Source organism: Bacillus cereus group sp. MYBK5-2, from assembly GCF_051915685.1.
In the GTDB taxonomy this organism is placed as follows: domain Bacteria; phylum Bacillota; class Bacilli; order Bacillales; family Bacillaceae_G; genus Bacillus_A; species Bacillus_A cereus.
In genome coordinates this window covers 709,546-727,433 of sequence record NZ_JBQAFE010000002.1, presented here as the reverse complement: position 1 = coordinate 727,433, position 17,888 = coordinate 709,546, and the positions used below count along the sequence as shown (strand labels likewise).

The window sequence follows — 17,888 nt, the reverse complement described above, 5'->3', positions numbered from 1 at the left end:
AGGTGGATATTTATGTATCCACCTTCGCATCTCCCTCTACCCACTTCATTATTTCTTTCACATCTAAATCCGTATACGTCTTTTCCCCATAACGAACAGACTCATATAACGAGATAATATCCCTTGTTCTACAAATTCTTTTTAACCATTGTTGCATCGTTTCATAGGACCTTCTCTGTTCATGAAATGGTAATGTTCTTTCCCATTCAACTAACGTTTTTCTTATCTTATCTGTCGGTAACGGCTGTTCTAACTGATGAATGACTTTTTCATTCTTTATGCTTCTTACCGCAGTTTGCTTTGTGATCGATTCTTTCTCCTGTACTATTTCTGTTTTCGTCAATTTTTTCCTAATATACTTGTAGATGGCATATATAATTGATATTGCGATTATCACATAAAAAACTATAGTAATCCATACATTTGAAAGAACAGAAAGCACGTCATTCCATAGACTTTCTCTTTCGAAAGGTTGAAATTTTTTACCCGTTTTCGTTCTTATACCTGTATCTTCTACTTCTTCATATTCATCTTCATCTATTTTGGAATCATCAAAATTTTCACCTATACTAGTAAAGTCATAATTTCTTTCCGATATTGTCTTAGTCTTACTGAAAAAACGCTCTTTTACTATGTCTTGTACATACACAACACCTTGTGATAACGTTATCGCACTAATCGCAAAGAAAAGTATGATTAAAGTTCTTACACTCCATAACTTCACTTTCATATGCCGCTTTTTATTCACCATGACATAAGCCCCTTCTTATTCTTTCATTACAATCCATTTATTCGTTCTACTGTATTTCTTTGGTGAAGTACCAATAATTAAAGGAACCGCATCCAGTTCCTTTCGACGAAAGCCTGCTGTGTAAAAGTAAGAAGAAGATATAGGCGTATCTTGGTCTGATATCGAGGCAAGTACCTTTAATACATTTTGCAAATGTTTCCGATTATCCCCATTTTTTATATGTAGCAAACCGTTATCTTTTACACTATTGATCCATACTTCAAACGAACAGTTTTGCATAAGAAGTTGTTTGCATATACCTGCTGTTAATTCAATTAGTTCCTCTATATCATTTCGCAAAGAAACACCACTTTTATTTTGCAAGTTGAGATAAATCGCGTATTTATCACATTGTGTTCGCTCATACTTTTTCGCAATTATCGTCCCTGTTTTCGCTGTTGCACTCCAGTGGATGGAACGAAAATCTTCATTTTCATAAGACTTTACTCCCATTACTTTCGTTTCATCATATAAGGGTGAAGACATCGCTTTTCGAAATCCTCGTAACCATTCTTGTAATTCAGGAACTTGTATTTTCGGAACAGCTGGTAAGACTAAATAAGAGGGCGTATCAACTTGTTTATATGTTATATGGTTCGTTATAAATCCAAAGAGATCAGTAATAACAATTTCAACTTCTTCCCATTTCGCGATGCCTCTTTTTAACGCTACAGCTTGCAAATCAAATGAAACTGACTCCCTTCCTTTTAAATTAAAATTCATATAATAATTTGAACCTGTACTATGATTTTTGTTTATTTCATCATGATTCCAAGTTAGCTTATTTTCACATTTAAATCGAAATACGATATTAAGAATAGGAAATATCGACTTGTTTGAAATTTTCATTTTGCACATATTCGTTTCACCTATAAAAACATTCGAATTCCCTTGACTGTATTCCCATTCAACACGAGATACTTTACGTATATATACATGCGTAACACCTATTAAAATTACATATAAAAATACGAGAGATAAAAACAGTAGATTACTTGAAAATACACTTAAAATAACGGCTACAACTGACATAACCCCCATTACGAAAGGCTCCGCTAAAGGTGTATACACAAGCTGTTGATTCATCGTACATTCTCCACTGGCACACTAATCGTATGAAGAATTTCTTTCATAATTTGTTCTTTCGTCGTTTTCATCTCTCCCTCAATTGTTAATGTTAAACGATGAGCACAAACGGATGCAGTGAGCGTCTTAATATCATCTGGCGTACAGTAATCTCTTTCATTTAATATTGCCCGTGCTTGAATCGCTCTCATAAATGCCAACGTTCCCCGAGGGCTTACACCAATTTCAATTAACTCATGGTTACGAGTTGCTTCAATAATTTCAAGGAGATAATCTTGCACATCATTCCCTACTAACACTTCTCTTGCACGCTTTTGCATCGTAATAATTTCTTCACTTGAAATAATAGAATGTAACGTTTCTAACGGATCATTCATTTGAAACCGATTCATCATTTCCTTTTCAGCTTCTCTCGTAGGATAACCTTGGCGTATTGTGAGTAAAAACCGGTCTAACTGAGCATCTGGTAACGGAAATGTGCCCGCTGATTCGAGTGGATTTTGCGTTGCTATAACTAAAAAAGGTTCTGGTAATGAATGGGTCTGTTTCGCAATTGTAACCGTACGCTCTTCCATAACCTCAAGTAACGAAGATTGTGTTCTCGGTACAGCTCGATTAATTTCATCCACTAATACGATATTTGCAAAAATAGGACCTAACCTCGTTTTAAAATCCGATTCCTTCACATCAAAATATTCAAGGCCAATAACATCTCCAGGCAAAGTATCCGCTGTAAATTGTATTCTTTGAAATTTAGCGTCCACACTTTTAGCCAAACTTTTCGCTAATGTTGTTTTTCCTGTCCCAGGTACATCTTCTAATAAAATGTGTCCTCTTGCTATTAGAGCAATGGCTGCTAGTTCTATCGATTCGTCTTTTCCTATAATAACCTTCGAAATATTATTAGTAATTTTCTTTAATGTACTCATATAGTATCTACCACCTTTTAATTATCTAAAAATTAAGAATATACTTTTTTCCAAATTATAACATGTAATTCGAAGATGAAATAGAGTGAAAATGAATCTTTTATTTTTTCTTCATTGCACGCAAAAAAGCACCTATTGTCGTATATTGACAATGAGGTGCTTAACTCAATCCAACAGCCTTCTTTCCCTCTAATTTTTAGTAACAATACATCCTTTTTTCTGCCACGCATGCATTGTTTTCAATTAACTAGTAAAATGCATTCTAATATTACATATAATAAAAACCATTTCGATTTGTTCGTTATAGAACTTCCTCTACATCGACACTCTCTATCTTCACTTCATACATATTTGGGATGTTTGCTTCTTTTGGTACCCATGCATAATAATTTTGATCATTCTCTAACATAAATTGAATTAACTTTGTTTCTGATCCATTCCAGAAATTTTTAAGATTATCAATGTAGTCTTCTAAATCTTCTTTATAGTCCAGTTGTAATATATAATCTCTTACCGTCAGAGCAAACACAATTAAACTTCCTAATAGATTTTTTTGCTCATTTTCTTCTTCATACTCTTGTGGTAAAAACCATACTTGACCTATTCCTATCGTTTTTTTGTATTTTTCATAAAAACTACTATCATCCATATTCTCATAATCATGTATTAATTCATTGACCAATGAATGCCATTTTGGCGGAATAATATTTTCCAATGCAGGATTATGTTCAATTCCTTCTACTATATCCTCGATTTCTTCTGTCTCATCTTCATAGTGATATTCACTTAGGTCTATATGCTTGAATTTCATTTCATTTTTATAATGTGCCAAATCATATGGATAATGATTATTATCTTTTAAACTTGTATCATCAAGTCCGAGTATCTTTACTATTGCAGCTGTCTCAAAGCTCCAATACCCCACATATCCAGGTTCTTTATGTGCATTTTTCCATTCATAATCATAATGGCCTTTAAACCATTCTTTCTCCATGTACGTTTGCAATCTTTTAGACGCTTCTTTTTTATCTGTTTGTGCAAGTTCTATAATCTCTCTCGTTTTTGCATATGGATTTTCTTTATAATATCTATTCGTCATTTTTGTGTATCCGATATCACTAGCGCATAAGAGGAAATCGATTACTGCGTCGTTCATATTTTCCTTCTCAACTAGCTTGGCTAAACTTACAAGATTCTTTTTATCTGTTTCTAATAAAATCCCTAGAGATATCATCCAAATTAGATTTAAATATCCAACTTCATTTTCCCCTATATGCCTCAAATCAATAAGAGCTTTGTCAAAATCTCCTTCTATTGTATGGATAGCTTCTCCTAGGGAATATTTTGCGTTAATATCCTCTAACTCATAATTAAAATTTAATAGATACCTTCCTTCTATAAGACTTTTATTATCTTTAGCCTTTCTTTGAATACCATTCCTTTCATCTTCTTCAAAACTTTTAATCTCCTCTCTATTTTCCTCAATAAACTCTTTATTATATTCTATTCCTTCTCTACATTTTTCTTCTATACATAAAGGATCTCTCATACTATTCAATTCCTCCTAGTTCCTTAAATTATGGCCATTCTCCAATTATGTCTCCCTTTGCATCTATTCTAAATGTTTTCACATTTCCACTACTATCAACCTTTGATAACACTCTCTCAACTTCCTGATCTTGTAATGCTTTCGTAATCTTTGATGCTAATTTTGCATCTCCATCAACTGCCATCAATATTCTACTTTGTCGGGTCTTCGCACCATTCAACCAATCATTTGACATTTGTCGTCCATCTTTAGTTTTACTTAGTTTAGCACCACCACATAATCAATTTGAACAGACGAAAGGTGAGCCCACATTTCTCGCAAGCCCACCCTGTCTATTTCTGATGCTTCTTCATTCATTTTTGCGCAATTAATTTCTTTATCTCTAAAAATATACATCGAGTACAATCCTTGTTCTTCACAGTATACTTTAATTTCATCTTTTTAATATCTGAAGCTACATCCACCTTTAACTTGCCCTAGTGTTGAAACTGGTTTATCCCTAGAAATTTTTAACTTTCATCTTCCTATTACATAAATTGTAATTTTCGTAACGATTTTTAACAAATATTCGGACATTTACCCTATGGAGTACACTCATAAAAGTTTTCTAAAGAGGGTCACTCTTTTTAATGAGACTACATTTTCGAACTGTAATCACTTCTTAACAACTACTAATCTACCTCTATTATTTATATCCCTTCTTTGGTTTCTGCACAATCATTAATGTTTCTTTTTAATACTCATCTTCAAATAGACAATTATATATAGTAACACCTGTTTCCTTTAACTCTAACGAAACATCCTCCACTTCAATACTTAACGTTTCTTTATCAAGATTCTTTATTCCGTTACTATCTAATAATTTTAAAATACTACTTCCTATTTTCTTAGATTCATCATTGTATGGCGAGGACTCTTCAACTAGCTCGATTGTACCATTAGTATATCTATATCTTAAATATTTAACCACTGCATATGGCGCGATTGCCGAAATCATTAGCATTACACAATTAATTTCTGATTGCTTCCGAACGTACTCACTGAATTCTACACTACCAAAACGAAATTTCACATCTAGTGGTAGAAGAATGTAAGAAAAACATGTTGAATAACTAAAATCAGTAATATTATCAACGTTTATATTTGATATTTTATTAATTTCTCCATCCCAAAAATGTTTATCAACAAATTTCCCCAAAACATATTGGAAATCACCTTGTTTATATAATTTATTAACAACTTTTAGTATCTCATCACTCATAATTATTCTCCTTTATTGTACAGGGTACCCATGTATATTTCCTTTACCATCCATATGAACCTTTACCCTCGTTTCTCCATTTGGACCTATTGGCTTTCCAAAATCATGCACTCTAACACTTCCGTCTGGCTTTACTGGTGTTCCTTTCACCCATGCTTCTTGTGTCTCTACTACTCCATTTTTCCCTGCTCCCCACTGCGATTTGGTTGAGACATTATTCCCATGACCAGGAACATGTTTACCCTGTTTTCCTGCATCAACTTTTGGAGCACCTGAAACGCCAGCATCAACATGCCCTTGACTTGCTAGTTTATCATTTTTTCCAATGTTCCCTGCTACACTGGCTCCCTGACCATCAACACCTGTACCCTTACCTCCACCAGAAGACTGGATTTTTTGAAGAGTATCCTTAGCATTTTGAATCGATTTATTCCAAACAAATCCACCATGCGCAAAAAGACTAGCCCCAGCAGCTGTTGCTGCTATATCTAATGGAATAACAATTGGTGATGCTAACCCACCAGTTCCTACTTCTGCGACGATAGTTAAGAAATTAGATCCGCCTATGAGCGAAATAGCTTCAAACATTTCTACAATGGACCCGGCTATTTAATAATATTGCCCTGTTTTTCTAATGTTTTTTGACATTGAAAAACATACTATATAGCATCAATTAAAGCCTATGTGCCTGTGAAATGCAAGGTACGAAAGTGCATTCGCTCAAATAATAATTTTCAATTGAAATCAACAAAAGAGACCTCAAATGTGAAGTCTCTCTTGTTGATTATTTTCCATAAGTAACTCGCCATTTATTTGTTTATTTTAAGACAGATAACGTGGTTCATTCAAATATATATCTTAAAGAAAAAATTTTTCCTGCCGTCATAATCTAGTAGAATAGATTCAATTAATTCTTATTAATTGCGATAAACTCACTAGGAATCTCATCTGCTAACCAAACTTTTTCATTTCCTAAATAAAATTTAACGCCTTCTTCTCTAGCTTTTTCAGTATTAACTTCTAAAATAATAGGATGCTTATCTTTTCTTTGTTCAAAGCCTTCAGAAGCAAAATCATGAATAAGTTGAACTTTACTTCCTTTGCCGATTTCAAAACATGCAGTATCATCATTATCAACTCTTTTAGCAAAAGGAATCAGCTTACGATTAGGATATCTTTTCTTCATACCAGAGTATATGTTAGTAGCCTGTTCTGATTCCTTTAAAAACCATATATCAAAATTAACTAAATCTAATTTGACTAATAAGGTAACAGTTTAAATGCCACCTATTATTTACACATTTTTCTTTCCCATACTCTTTTTCCGTCAGTTAAAAACACTGCACTTGGCGGATCATCATAGAGAGAAATTTCAACCAATGAACTTTTTTCTTGTTTTAACCAATTATATACAGTACCTTCGTTTGTATTAGGTCGAGATAAAATATTATTTACTCTAAATACAGCTGCATCATATTCTGTATAATTTATATCATCCTCATCTAGTCCATTGTCTGTTTCAAAAACTGTATCTAGTTCTCCAATAATCCTCAATCCACTTTTCCATTCTAGTATCATGTCACTATGTTCATAATTTATTAATGTTCCAATTAAAGAATCGTACCCCATTTGCTTCCTCTTTTCTTATGATTTTTATGGTCTTGATGGTACTATATGAGCGCCATCTTTTCCATAATGGATCAACCCTTTAGTAGTCTCATAGTATTCACCAGTATTGCGGTCATAATATTTTCCTATTGGCTCACCAAAGTCTACTCTTTCTCTACCGTTTTTTAATAGTTCACCTTTCCCGGCGAACTTATCAAGCAATTCTTGCGCTATTTTATTATCGCCATAGAAAATGCTCTTATTTTTTCCATTTGCTAATTCTTGTTTATAGTTCGGTGTATCAGGAATATGCTTTTCTTGAGCTCCTGCTTTCACTTTTATTGGATAACCATTTACTTCACGGTATGGGCCTTTAGGTACAGAATCTTTTCCATAAGAAGGTATTCGATTACTCGCACCCTTACCTCCACCAGAAGACTGGATTTTTTGAATAGTATCCTTAGCATTTTGAATCGATTTATTCCAAACAAATCCACCATGTGCAAAAAGACTAGCCCCAGCAGCTGTTGCTGCTATATCTAATGGAATAACAATTGGTGATGCTAACCCACCAGTTCCTACTTCTGCGACGATAGTTAAGAAATTAGATCCGCCTATGAGCGAAATACCTTCAAATATTTCTACAATGGACCCGGCTATTGATATAACATTTCCAGCCAACCTTCCAGCTTGGTAAGTTGTCTTACTTTCTAATTTATCATTCTCATGCGGTTGTAGTCCAACAAAGTTTTCTAGTGCTGCATCACCAGCACCTTGAAAAAATTCGATAACTCCATGCAAAAATGATTGCGCATAAAGGGCTGTTTTTTCATGCCATGATCTATTGTCTTCCTGCTCTTGTAAGTTCATTTCTTGTTTTTGCAAAGTAATTTCTTTCATCTCGTTTTTTCGAGCTGTTTCTTCTATAATCCCCTGAATCGAACTCACCCAATCCATATTCAACCCTTGTGTACTAAATGTACCACTCACAGGACTAAATCCTTTCCCGCTTTGCACTTCAGCGAGTCCGGCTGTGATGCTAGCTGCTAATTGGAGAGCGGTGCTGTAGTTGTTGCTGGATGAATGATTGAATTCATATAAATGCTCTAGTTTTTCTTCCAGTTTTTTTCTCATTGCACCTAATACCGTTACGATTGCACTTACTCCGGGCATTGGTGTAAGTACTTCTATTGCTTCTATACTTGTAATCGATTGATTAATTCCCCGTATTTGTTCTCTTATTTCTTCTTCAATCACATCTGTCGAAGCAACTTTCGCTTGGAACTCATTTGGAAATGCTTCGTTTTGGCGAATTAATTCTTCACATAAGCATATGATTCCTTGCGCTAGTGGCCGAAATGTTTGGACAAGGTAGGCTTTTGCACTACTGTATGTTTGTCCTTGTAATACTGTGTCTATCGCAAAGGCATCAATAGATTGAATGGCTTGTTCCATACTTTGAATCGTAGCATTACATATAGCGTTCATACTTTGAGTTTGACTTTGTACTTCTCCCAAATACATGTTTAAACTCATGTATTTGCCTCCCTTTGTAGTTGCTGCTGTTCATAGGAAAGGTCGTTTTCTTTCTCACTGAGATGCCGTTTTTCTTTAAGCAACGTCTCTTTTTCATTTTCTAATTCGAATGTAAGTTTTCTTTCATACTGTCCGATTTCTTGCCGCATATTCGTAAAAAGGTGAAACACTTCTTTGTCGCCGTGCCAAGTTTCTAGTATTCGGTTAAATAAACGATTACTTCTATTTTTCCATTCATGAAAACTAACCTCAGCTCGTTCTTGATTTTGCAGCGCAATTCGGTTTTCATTTTGTTCTTCAAATATAATTCGTAATTTTTGATTACATTGACTGATTCTCGTTTCAATTTCTTGACTCATCTTTTCTCCCTACCTTTTCCCCTTTACGTAGGTTGTTACATTATTGAAAAGTCTTTTGAAGTCCTGTATCCATTTTCTCAAATTCATTTGCTACGGAATGGATATTATCAATTGTTTGTTGAAAAGCAGTACAAAATTGTTTCGTGATCTGTAAATTTTGTTGATTTGCCTCTTGTGCTTGGAAGTTCACAGATAGTGTCGTACGCGTTGCCTTATTTATAGAGCGACTAGTAGCACTTTGCATTCTATCTGAAGCATTTCTCATTTTCGTTGCAAGTTGCGTTGCCGTATGCAAATTACTTTGAAATTCTCCCATTACTTACTCCCCTCTACCTTTTATTTACAAGAAAATTATAACACGGAAAAATATCCCAATAAACCAAATGTTCGAATTTAACATACAATTCACCACAGTTACTGAGGATACGAGCAACACTTATCAATCAACATAACTGAGTCCAAAATGGATTCTACTTATACAAAAAAGATGACTTCAGCCATATGCTAAAGTCATCTTTTTCTACCTTATTATTTTACTAACTCTCCATTATAAGCTTTTATATCAAGAGGAGCAGTTAAAAATTGTGCTGCTTTACTAACGAAAGATGTGAAGTGTTCACTCGTATTATGGCTCGCAACTGCTGCTTCATCTTTCCATACTTCTACCATCGTATAAACACTTTCTTTTTCTGTATCTTTATATAAGTCATAAGATACATTTCCACTTTCTTCTCTTGAACCATGAATGAGTGGCTGAATTTCTTCTAAAAATGCTTGTTGTTTCGCTGGATCTACTTGAAATATTGCGTGAATAATAATCATGGTGTTTCCCCTTTCATATTCCACTTATTTCTTTAAAATTACTTCCACTCTGCAACTTTTTCAATTGGAAGACGTACTGATTGGTAACCACTGTCAGCAGCTTTTCCGATTGAAATTAACATAACTGGTACGTGACGGTCTTTATCTAGTCCGAAAGCTTCTGCGATTTGATCTTTCTCAAAACCACCAATTGGACAAGTATCATAACCGTGCGCACGAGCTGCTAGCATAAATTGCATTGCTACAAGACCACCGTCAATTAATACCGTATCTTTCATTACTTCTGGTGTAACCATTGAGAAGTAAGCTGAAAGTTTTTTCATTTGGTCTTCTTTTACTTCTGCTGGCATTAAGCCACGCTCTACTGCTGTACCGTAAATTTCCTCTGCGTTATCAAAATTGTTTAAATCACCAAATAAAGCAATCATTGCTGAAGATGTTTCTACTTGAGATTGATTGAATTTCGCAAGTGGCGCAAGTGTTGCTTTCGCTTCGTCACTTTCAATCACTACGAATCTCCATGGTTGCATGTTTACTGAAGATGGTGCAAGTGTTGCTTCTGTAAGAATTTCTGTCATTTCTTCTTTGCTAATTTTCACTGAAGGGTCGTACTTACGAATTGAACGACGTCCTGTTAAAATTTCGTTAAAATCATTTGTTTTTACTGAGTTAGTCATAGTTGTATTCTCCCTTTTTTATAATTCTTTTATATTTTCTTGAATGTGATTTAACATATTTAAAAGATTATCGCGTTCTTCCTCACTTAATCCTTTAAATGCAGATGCTGCAAAACGTTCTTTTTCTTCTTGAAACGCCTGAATTTTATTTCGCCCCTCTTCAGTAAGAGAAACTAACGTAATTCTGTTATCATCTGGATTTTTACGTCTTACAATCATTTCATTGGCCTCAAGCTGCTTTAAATGCCTTGTTATCGCAGCATTATCAATATTCACTTCTTGCTGAAGTGCTTTTTGACTAATTTCACCTACTTCAAATAATTGAAGTATAAGCTCTAATCGAGACTGGCTCATACCCGTACACCCTTCAAATTTCGAACTTACTTCTTTATTTAGAAAGTGTAATTTATATAAAATAATCGCTTCTTTTGAGCATGAACTTGTCAAATTAACCCTCCTTTACAATCAAAATAAAAACATTTGATGTATCAATAGTTGATATGTCAATTAATATAATCTATATCGATTTAGAATGCAAGCATTTTGTTTTCATTTTATTTTTTCCAAATTAAGGCGCTTTGTAGCGTTACAAATAATGTTAATTGCACTATAATAGTAATAATTTAAATGACTGGAGAGTGATTGATAATGCGGCAATACACAAATAGAAATGAGGAAATGAAAATGGAAAATGAAATGAGGATATTCATAAATGACAACAATAAATATAGGGATTGTCGCGCACGTAGACGCTGGCAAGACGAGTTTGACTGAGCGTATTCTTTATGAAACGAATGTGATTAAAGAAATTGGCCGAGTAGATAGTGGTAATACACAAACTGACTCAATGGAATTAGAAAGACAACGCGGCATTACGATTAAAGCATCTGTCGTTTCTTTCTTTATTGATGATGTAAAAGTAAATGTCATTGATACACCTGGACACGCTGATTTTATCGCTGAAGTGGAGCGATCATTCCGCGTTCTAGACGGTGCGATTTTAGTTATCTCTGCCGTTGAAGGTGTGCAAGCACAAACAAAAATTTTAATGCGAACATTACAGAAACTAAACATACCGACTATTTTATTCGTTAATAAAATTGATCGTAGTGGCGCAAACACTGAAAAAGTTATGAAACAAATAAAAGAGGTTCTTTCAAATGAAGCATTCCCCTTCTACTCTGTTCTAAACGAAGGAACGAAAGAAGCCCGGATCATTGAATACAAATCATATGACGATTGTATGGAATTGTTAGCACCATTTAATGAATCGTTACTTGAATCATATGTAAATAACGAAATAATACCGGACGCACTATTAAGAGAAAAACTAGAACAGCAAATACAGCAAGCAAATGTGTATCCAATCTTTTTCGGTTCAGCAATGACAGGTATAGGAGTAACTGAAATACTTGAAAAACTTCCGGCCCTAATGCCAGCTCTTACATCGGCACAAGAGGAACCATTATCTGGTGTTGTTTTTAAAATTGAACGTGAACCTTCTGGAGAAAAGGTTGCGTATATAAGAGTTTTTTCAGGTAGCTTACATGTTAGAAAATATGTTGATATACAGCGCGATGAGTCTCTACCACATAAAGAAAAGATTAAAAAAATGTGTATGTTTCATAGCGGAAATGCTGTTCAATCTACTATCGTTCCTAGCGGAGAATTTTGCAAAGTGTGGGGACTGAATGATATAAAAATTGGTGATATTATCGGTGAACGTACGGATTATATAAAAGATATTCACTTTGCCGAACCACAAATGGAAGCAGCGATTGATGCGGTACCTAAAGAGCGAATTCATGATTTATACGCTGCACTTATGGAACTCTGTGAAGAAGATCCACTCATTAAAGTGTGGAAAGATGATGTTCATAATGAACTTTATATTCGCCTTTTCGGTGAAGTACAAAAAGAGGTTATCGAAACAACACTTTATGATAAATATAACTTACAGGTTACTTTCTCAAATACGCGAGTTGTATGTATTGAAAAGCCAATTGGCATTGGGAATTCCGTTGAAGTCATGGGTGAAAAAGCGAATCCATTTTACGCAACAATTGGTTTTAAAATTGAACGTGGTGAACTTAACTCTGGCATAACGTATAAATTAGGTGTTGAGCTTGGTTCATTGCCTTTAGCATTTCACAAAGCAATTGAAGATACAGTATTTCAAACGTTAAAACAAGGTTTATATGGTTGGGAAGTTACAGATGTTATGGTCACGTTAACACATACTGGTTATGCTAGTCCTGTTACAACAGCGAGTGACTTTAGAAATTTGACACCGATCGTATTAATGGATGCTTTAAAACAAGCTGAAACATATGTATATGAACCAGTAAATAAGTTTGAATTAACTGTACCGGAGCAGGCAATTAGTACCGCAATGTATAAGCTCGCTGCCATTCCAGCAACTTTTGCAGAACCTATATTATATAATGATTCTTACCAATTAACAGGATCATTACCTGTTGCGAAAACAGAGCATTTTAAACGCATGCTTCATTCATTTACAGAAGGAGAAGGCATATTTACAACGAAGCCAGCTGGTTTCACAAAACTTATGGCTCCCTTCCCTACTCGAAAACGTGTTGATTATAATCCGCTGAATCGTAAGGATTATTTACTGCATGTTTTGAAGGCTTATTAATTAACAAATAGAAAAAGCGCCCTCTTGTATGATATGTTTATTACTAAGGGGCGCTTTTTCTATACAATATTAAGGTAACGCTGGTTCAAACTCTCCTGTAATCGTTTGATATCCACTATTGTTCTCATATTCCTGCTTCCGCTCTAACCCGAATTTTTCTAAAATAGGAAGGTCATTTGTTGAAAATACATAACTATTTTCTAGTGCAACGTGTTCGTGCCATGCCCAGTTTGGTACGACAAAGAAATCTCCTTTAGACCAGTCGAAGCGAACGCCATTAATTATCGTATATCCTGATCCTTCATGCACATGATAGATTGATGCATGTGTATGGCGATGCGCTTTTCCTTTGAATCCCTTTGGCAATTTTTGCATCCAAGCTGCTATTGTTGGACACGCTGTTTCACCATTTGATGGATTTATATATTCAACGACATAACCATCGTATGCATCGGGGTCAAAACGACTTAATCCGTTAAGTGCCGCTTCCGTCCCTGCCCATTTGTAGGAACTAAGTGGAGCTTTCTTTGCATATCGGTCCGAAACTGGTCGAACCATTCCACCTTCATAACGCTGAGCAGTATAATTGTCAGGCACATTGGGCTGTTCAATTTTTTCTGGATATGGCTCAAAGAACGTACCACCAAGATAATAAATAGTCGGAATATCAAGGCAATCCATCCAAATCATCGGCTTGTCACCTGTATGACCATGTCCATGCCATAGTCCATTTGGAGTTGTTAAGAAATCGCCTCGTTTCATGAAAATACGCTCTCCTTGTACAATTGAGTAAGCCCCTTCTCCTTCCATGACAAAGCGTAATGCATTTTGAACGTGCCTATGTGACGGAGCGGTTTCTCCAGGTTGTATCAATTGAACCGCTGCATATAACGTTTGTGTAGTCGATGCCCATCCCCACGGTTTTCTATAATTAAGTCCCGGGTTTTGTAAGTAGATGGCCCGGCGTTCTCCCCCTCGGTCTGGTGTAAATATTTGCGTTGCTTCCGTTAACTTTTTTTGGAGCAATTCAGATTTCCAAAGGTATGCTTGTGCATGAGGTTCCGGTGTATGTTTCATTAAATCTGGGATTGCGTTCCATAGCGGGCCAAGATGGTATTGTTCGATATCACGATTGAAATCTTGTACAAGGTCACTTTCAAAAAAAGCATTTTTTTCCGCCATTTTATTTGCCTCCTTTATCTTTCATTAAACTTACTTAAATTCCGCTCGATTTGTTTATAATGCTTTTCTGTATGTTCTACGATGAGGTGATTCACAATAAAATCAATCGACTTATTGGTAAAACGAGGATTACGACTCGGAGCCTGAATATGTAACTCTTCGTCTGTTAATGTGCTTAGTACATTTTCTATAGTGAGTGGTATTAAAGAAATTTGCTGAATGATTTCTTCTATAGATTGCTTACGAATATTCTCTTCTGAAACTGCTTGCAGGCGCACTTCATCTGTTAAACCACGGCCCCATAAATTTTCATGATTTACTTTAATATTGCTAATTTCTTTCGCCCAATACGGAATAGCTTCCGCTACATGTGTAATGATCTGCATAATTGACCATTCATCTTCTGAAGGTTTCCAGTAGATGATTTCCTCTGGTAAAGGCTTAACAATCGTTTTTATCTTATTGATTGATTCATGAATAGACTCGGTCGCGTGGACTTGTAAGTTTTTCGTCATAGTACTGGCACCTCTAACTTTTGTCTCACTTTATTTTCTAGTACACCTACTCCATCAACTTCGATTCGAACGATATCTCCATCTTTAAGAAATGCTTGCGGATTACGTGCAACTCCTACACCACCTGGCGTACCTGTTAAAATGACGTCCCCTGGCTCTAGTGTCATTAGACCGGATAAAAACGAAACGAGATATTGTACCGAGAATACTAAATTAGCAGTATTAGACTGTTGACGTTTCTCTCCATTTACCGTTAATACAATTTCCAAACCAGATGGGTTCTTTAATTCATCTGAAGTAATTAACCATGGTCCCATTGGAGCACTTCCTTCAACAGTCTTCCCTTGAAGCCATTGAATTGTACGGCGCTGAATATCACGATAAGTAATATCATTTACAATTGTGTAACCAGCTACATATTGGAGGGCATCTTCTTCTGAAACATTACGAGCACGCTTTCCAATTACAAAAGCAAATTCAGCTTCATAATCTAATTGTTCTGAAATCGGATAAAATGGAATATCATCTTGCGGACCGACTACTGTATTCGCAAACTTTGCAAAGATAACCGGAAAAGCAGGTAATTCTCGTTTCATTTCCAAAATATGTTCACGATAATTGTGACCTACACATATAATTTTTCCTGGCGAAGGTACTGGAGCCTCAATCTTCACTTCACCTTCTTCAAATACCAATTTTTCTTTATGGTTTTTCATAAGTGCATAATCGATTGCCTCTTTTGCTAGATTCATACTTTCTGATCCACCTTGTAAAAACCCATTCATATCCTTTGGTATATACGCCTCTGCAATTTGAGTGGCCCGAAGGTTTCCCTCACTTGTCAGTTTTGCTTTATAAGCAGCATGTAAATCAATCAAATTCCCGTTTTCTAAAGCTGCAACTCTCGTTTCTCCATTATGTGTAAAAGTAACAAGTTTCATAGTAATCTCCCTTTCCTCTAAATAATTGAAAGTTCTACCGTCTCAAATAATCGAGAACAATGATAGCGTATAACTTTCCCGCCCCACTTTTTGTTATAAAAGATAAAAAGTATTTCGCTCTGGACCAATTGGTATATGTCCCAATTCTAATAACTCTACTATTGGCAGAAACACATTTTTTTCTTCAGCTAATTCAGCAGCACATGCAACAGTACTTATATACATCGCATGCCCAACTAGAAATTTCACTACTTTTTCCTCACTGAAATGTTTGAACGCTTCTTTATAAACACCATGAAAAATTGCTTCTGGCACTTTATCTACAACATCTATAAGAAGTTTTTCGTTACCTACACTTATAATTTTTTCTTTCAACTGATCCGGTACTTCTGCTAGCGTCCCCCATAAATCATTATCCTCAAATGAAATTCGTTCAATTGTCTCACTTAATTGGTTTCTTGAAATCCATTTAATTTCATATTCACTAATGTGTAGAGCACGCATAAATTGATCTATTTTTTTCTCAGCCTCTACATTTTGCTTTCCAATGTCGCTATACCAGTTCATCGTCATGAACCGCTCAATCATTCCATTTGTAGAACGGGCATGGGAACCATACTTTTCTTCATTTATGAATTGAGACAAAGTCATTCCTTATCGCTCCTTTCACATTACTTATTTAATTTTTTATCATTTTAATATTTTGTTGTCAGTTCAGGAGGTCCAAATTTCGGTCCATATGGTCCTTCGTCAAGCCATCTTCCAAGCCTCGGAACGATAGATACTAGTGAAGCAGCAATGTCACGTTTCATATTCATTTCAGGAGAACTTCCTTGAAGATGATGAAGTGCTGTAGTTGATGCATCGCGGTTCCACTGCGCTGCAATTCGGCGTTCTTTTGCAGCTGCTTCAATTGCTTCTACTCGCTCTTCTTCAGAATGAGAATGTAGTGCTTTCTCAATTCCTCTTGCAGCAAGAACAGCATCTGGAATACCAGAATTTAATCCACGTGCTCCGAATGGGGCAAATAAGTGTGCTGCTTCTCCAGCTAGAAGAACACGACGTTTTTCGTCAGTAAACGAATTTGCCACTACTTGATGGAAACGATAAGAAGACACCCACGTAATTCTCTCCGCATATTTAGCATCGATGACTTTCGGCAACCATTTCTTTACACTTTCCATATTTGTATAATCATCTGGATTATCTGATTCAAGCAGTTGTAAATCGATACGCCACCCGCCTTTAAACGGAACAAACATTACATTTCTTCCTTCCATAGCTGGATGCTGATAATGGAATATTCTTTCTAAAGGAAGTGGATCTGTTTCATCTTCTTTTGCATCCACGACTATAAAAGTATCTGCTGTACGTGGGCCTTCAAACGTTAATCCGGCTTCTTCTCTTACGATGGAACGTGCTCCATCACATCCAATTACATACTGCGCCTTTAAGATTTCGTCATTTGTGATTGTTAGTTCTACTCCAGAATCTGTAATGTGTAACTTATTGACCGGGGCATCCCAAAGGAATTCAACACCTTCTTTTATACACGCCTCATACATATGTTTTTCAATTTCATCTTGATGAAGAGCTGTGAAATGAGGTAATCGGTTAAACTTAAGGTTTTCATCCTTACCGTAATCTCTTACATATACTTCTTTCCCCTTATAAAACGTTCGTTTTACCGGCCAAATAATTCCGTTACGAGCAAGCGCGAAACCGAGGCCTTCTCCAGTTTCCTCTAGTAGTTTTAACGAAGCACTATGCAAATAAATTGCTCTACTTCCTGGACGTGGTCTTCCATATGAATCTGCCTCAATTACTAACGTTGATATCCCTTTCTTTTGTAATGCAAGTCCTGCTACAAGTCCGACTGGTCCCGCCCCAACTACAATGGCATCATATGTTTTTTCTTTTCCCATCACTATCTCCCCTTTATTAACAATTTCTCGTTACGGTATCCTTACTCGTTCT

20 protein-coding genes and 1 pseudogene are annotated in these 17,888 nt (G+C 35.6%); 1 reads left to right on the top strand and 20 read right to left on the bottom strand.

Annotated features, from left to right (window positions below):
* Nucleotides 1-10: 10 nt before the first annotated feature.
* The 15 genes and pseudogenes from ACTFP3_RS11935 to ACTFP3_RS11865 all read right to left on the bottom strand — a co-directional run bounded on the left by ACTFP3_RS11935 (nucleotide 11) and on the right by ACTFP3_RS11865 (nucleotide 11,064).
* Nucleotides 11-751 (bottom strand): signal peptidase II, encoded by a 741-nt coding sequence (locus tag ACTFP3_RS11935; RefSeq protein WP_440010564.1) that lies wholly within the window; start codon nucleotides 749-751, stop codon nucleotides 11-13.
* A gap of 15 nt (nucleotides 752-766) precedes the next feature.
* On the bottom strand, nucleotides 767-1,876 hold the full coding sequence (locus ACTFP3_RS11930) for a DUF58 domain-containing protein (protein WP_440010562.1): 1,110 nt from the start codon (nucleotides 1,874-1,876) through the stop codon (nucleotides 767-769).
* Nucleotides 1,873-2,805 carry an AAA family ATPase gene (locus tag ACTFP3_RS11925; protein ID WP_000105663.1) on the bottom strand — a complete coding sequence of 311 codons (933 nt, stop codon included), beginning with the start codon at nucleotides 2,803-2,805 and terminating at the stop codon, nucleotides 1,873-1,875. Before ACTFP3_RS11925 ends, ACTFP3_RS11930 begins: the two co-directional genes overlap by 4 nt.
* Before the next feature lie 301 nt (nucleotides 2,806-3,106).
* The gene (locus ACTFP3_RS11920; protein ID WP_006927603.1) at nucleotides 3,107-4,354 is read right to left on the bottom strand and encodes a PoNi-like cognate immunity protein; all 1,248 of its coding nucleotides are present in this window, start codon (nucleotides 4,352-4,354) and stop codon (nucleotides 3,107-3,109) included.
* Nucleotides 4,355-4,382: 28 nt separating this feature from the next.
* Nucleotides 4,383-4,589, bottom strand: coding sequence for a hypothetical protein (locus ACTFP3_RS11915; RefSeq protein ID WP_152121813.1), 207 nt, complete (start codon nucleotides 4,587-4,589; stop codon nucleotides 4,383-4,385).
* A 498-nt stretch (nucleotides 4,590-5,087) separates the two neighbouring features.
* Entirely contained in the window at nucleotides 5,088-5,615 is a 528-nt protein-coding gene (locus ACTFP3_RS11910; protein WP_001278748.1) for a hypothetical protein, read from the bottom strand.
* Between the two features lie 12 nt (nucleotides 5,616-5,627).
* Nucleotides 5,628-6,224: pseudogene (locus tag ACTFP3_RS11905) on the bottom strand (hypothetical protein); the annotation flags it as partial.
* Between the two features lie 298 nt (nucleotides 6,225-6,522).
* On the bottom strand, nucleotides 6,523-6,849 hold the full coding sequence (locus tag ACTFP3_RS11900) for an RNA 2'-phosphotransferase (RefSeq protein ID WP_336458635.1): 327 nt from the start codon (nucleotides 6,847-6,849) through the stop codon (nucleotides 6,523-6,525).
* Nucleotides 6,850-6,905: 56 nt separating this feature from the next.
* The gene (locus ACTFP3_RS11895) at nucleotides 6,906-7,244 is read right to left on the bottom strand and encodes a hypothetical protein (protein ID WP_000540189.1); all 339 of its coding nucleotides are present in this window, start codon (nucleotides 7,242-7,244) and stop codon (nucleotides 6,906-6,908) included.
* Between the two features lie 24 nt (nucleotides 7,245-7,268).
* Nucleotides 7,269-8,759: a polymorphic toxin type 50 domain-containing protein gene (locus ACTFP3_RS11890; protein WP_149215649.1), complete on the bottom strand. Its 1,491-nt coding sequence runs from the start codon at nucleotides 8,757-8,759 to the stop codon at nucleotides 7,269-7,271.
* Nucleotides 8,756-9,118, bottom strand: a complete 363-nt coding sequence (locus ACTFP3_RS11885; protein ID WP_000076595.1) for a DUF3958 family protein — start codon at nucleotides 9,116-9,118, stop codon at nucleotides 8,756-8,758. The genes ACTFP3_RS11890 and ACTFP3_RS11885 overlap by 4 nt, the downstream gene beginning before the upstream one ends.
* Nucleotides 9,119-9,158: 40 nt before the next feature.
* Nucleotides 9,159-9,434 (bottom strand): TIGR04197 family type VII secretion effector, encoded by a 276-nt coding sequence (locus tag ACTFP3_RS11880; RefSeq protein WP_000503641.1) that lies wholly within the window; start codon nucleotides 9,432-9,434, stop codon nucleotides 9,159-9,161.
* 212 nt (nucleotides 9,435-9,646) lie between these two features.
* Nucleotides 9,647-9,940 (bottom strand): putative quinol monooxygenase, encoded by a 294-nt coding sequence (locus ACTFP3_RS11875; RefSeq protein ID WP_000583804.1) that lies wholly within the window; start codon nucleotides 9,938-9,940, stop codon nucleotides 9,647-9,649.
* Nucleotides 9,941-9,978: 38 nt separating this feature from the next.
* Nucleotides 9,979-10,617, bottom strand: a complete 639-nt coding sequence (locus ACTFP3_RS11870) for a nitroreductase family protein (protein WP_016122744.1) — start codon at nucleotides 10,615-10,617, stop codon at nucleotides 9,979-9,981.
* 18 nt (nucleotides 10,618-10,635) lie between these two features.
* Nucleotides 10,636-11,064, bottom strand: a complete 429-nt coding sequence (locus ACTFP3_RS11865) for a MarR family winged helix-turn-helix transcriptional regulator (protein WP_000204162.1) — start codon at nucleotides 11,062-11,064, stop codon at nucleotides 10,636-10,638.
* Nucleotides 11,065-11,329: 265 nt separating this feature from the next.
* Here ACTFP3_RS11865 and ACTFP3_RS11860 point away from each other — a divergent pair, with 265 nt between their 5' ends.
* Nucleotides 11,330-13,273: a GTP-binding protein gene (locus tag ACTFP3_RS11860; protein ID WP_197323814.1), complete on the top strand. Its 1,944-nt coding sequence runs from the start codon at nucleotides 11,330-11,332 to the stop codon at nucleotides 13,271-13,273.
* Nucleotides 13,274-13,342: 69 nt separating this feature from the next.
* Here the strand turns inward: ACTFP3_RS11860 and ACTFP3_RS11855 are convergent, their stop codons facing one another.
* The 5 genes from ACTFP3_RS11855 to ACTFP3_RS11835 form a co-directional block, all read right to left on the bottom strand.
* Nucleotides 13,343-14,455: a cupin domain-containing protein gene (locus ACTFP3_RS11855; RefSeq protein ID WP_440010554.1), complete on the bottom strand. Its 1,113-nt coding sequence runs from the start codon at nucleotides 14,453-14,455 to the stop codon at nucleotides 13,343-13,345.
* Between the two features lie 14 nt (nucleotides 14,456-14,469).
* Nucleotides 14,470-14,970, bottom strand: coding sequence for a DinB family protein (locus ACTFP3_RS11850; RefSeq protein WP_000164873.1), 501 nt, complete (start codon nucleotides 14,968-14,970; stop codon nucleotides 14,470-14,472).
* Nucleotides 14,967-15,911, bottom strand: coding sequence for a fumarylacetoacetate hydrolase family protein (locus ACTFP3_RS11845; protein ID WP_000780335.1), 945 nt, complete (start codon nucleotides 15,909-15,911; stop codon nucleotides 14,967-14,969). The genes ACTFP3_RS11850 and ACTFP3_RS11845 overlap by 4 nt, the downstream gene beginning before the upstream one ends.
* 93 nt (nucleotides 15,912-16,004) lie before the next feature.
* Nucleotides 16,005-16,562: a hypothetical protein gene (locus ACTFP3_RS11840; protein WP_242284604.1), complete on the bottom strand. Its 558-nt coding sequence runs from the start codon at nucleotides 16,560-16,562 to the stop codon at nucleotides 16,005-16,007.
* Nucleotides 16,563-16,606: 44 nt separating this feature from the next.
* Nucleotides 16,607-17,836 (bottom strand): FAD-dependent oxidoreductase, encoded by a 1,230-nt coding sequence (locus ACTFP3_RS11835; protein ID WP_434712235.1) that lies wholly within the window; start codon nucleotides 17,834-17,836, stop codon nucleotides 16,607-16,609.
* Nucleotides 17,837-17,888 lie beyond the last annotated feature (52 nt).

Bases quoted from the DNA above. Each gene is read 5' to 3' on its own strand.
- ACTFP3_RS11935 (WP_440010564.1), bottom strand. From the start codon at position 751: ATGGTGAATAAAAAGCGGCATATGAAAGTGAAGTTATGGAGTGTAAGA.
- ACTFP3_RS11930 (WP_440010562.1), bottom strand. From the start codon at position 1,876: ATGAATCAACAGCTTGTGTATACACCTTTAGCGGAGCCTTTCGTAATG.
- ACTFP3_RS11925 (WP_000105663.1), bottom strand. From the start codon at position 2,805: ATGAGTACATTAAAGAAAATTACTAATAATATTTCGAAGGTTATTATA.
- ACTFP3_RS11920 (WP_006927603.1), bottom strand. From the start codon at position 4,354: ATGAGAGATCCTTTATGTATAGAAGAAAAATGTAGAGAAGGAATAGAA.
- ACTFP3_RS11915 (WP_152121813.1), bottom strand. From the start codon at position 4,589: ATGTCAAATGATTGGTTGAATGGTGCGAAGACCCGACAAAGTAGAATA.
- ACTFP3_RS11910 (WP_001278748.1), bottom strand. From the start codon at position 5,615: ATGAGTGATGAGATACTAAAAGTTGTTAATAAATTATATAAACAAGGT.
- ACTFP3_RS11895 (WP_000540189.1), bottom strand. From the start codon at position 7,244: ATGGGGTACGATTCTTTAATTGGAACATTAATAAATTATGAACATAGT.
- ACTFP3_RS11890 (WP_149215649.1), bottom strand. From the start codon at position 8,759: ATGAGTTTAAACATGTATTTGGGAGAAGTACAAAGTCAAACTCAAAGT.
- ACTFP3_RS11885 (WP_000076595.1), bottom strand. From the start codon at position 9,118: ATGAGTCAAGAAATTGAAACGAGAATCAGTCAATGTAATCAAAAATTA.
- ACTFP3_RS11880 (WP_000503641.1), bottom strand. From the start codon at position 9,434: ATGGGAGAATTTCAAAGTAATTTGCATACGGCAACGCAACTTGCAACG.
- ACTFP3_RS11875 (WP_000583804.1), bottom strand. From the start codon at position 9,940: ATGATTATTATTCACGCAATATTTCAAGTAGATCCAGCGAAACAACAA.
- ACTFP3_RS11870 (WP_016122744.1), bottom strand. From the start codon at position 10,617: ATGACTAACTCAGTAAAAACAAATGATTTTAACGAAATTTTAACAGGA.
- ACTFP3_RS11860 (WP_197323814.1), top strand. From the start codon at position 11,330: ATGACAACAATAAATATAGGGATTGTCGCGCACGTAGACGCTGGCAAG.
- ACTFP3_RS11855 (WP_440010554.1), bottom strand. From the start codon at position 14,455: ATGGCGGAAAAAAATGCTTTTTTTGAAAGTGACCTTGTACAAGATTTC.
- ACTFP3_RS11850 (WP_000164873.1), bottom strand. From the start codon at position 14,970: ATGACGAAAAACTTACAAGTCCACGCGACCGAGTCTATTCATGAATCA.
- ACTFP3_RS11845 (WP_000780335.1), bottom strand. From the start codon at position 15,911: ATGAAACTTGTTACTTTTACACATAATGGAGAAACGAGAGTTGCAGCT.
- ACTFP3_RS11840 (WP_242284604.1), bottom strand. From the start codon at position 16,562: ATGACTTTGTCTCAATTCATAAATGAAGAAAAGTATGGTTCCCATGCC.
- ACTFP3_RS11835 (WP_434712235.1), bottom strand. From the start codon at position 17,836: ATGGGAAAAGAAAAAACATATGATGCCATTGTAGTTGGGGCGGGACCA.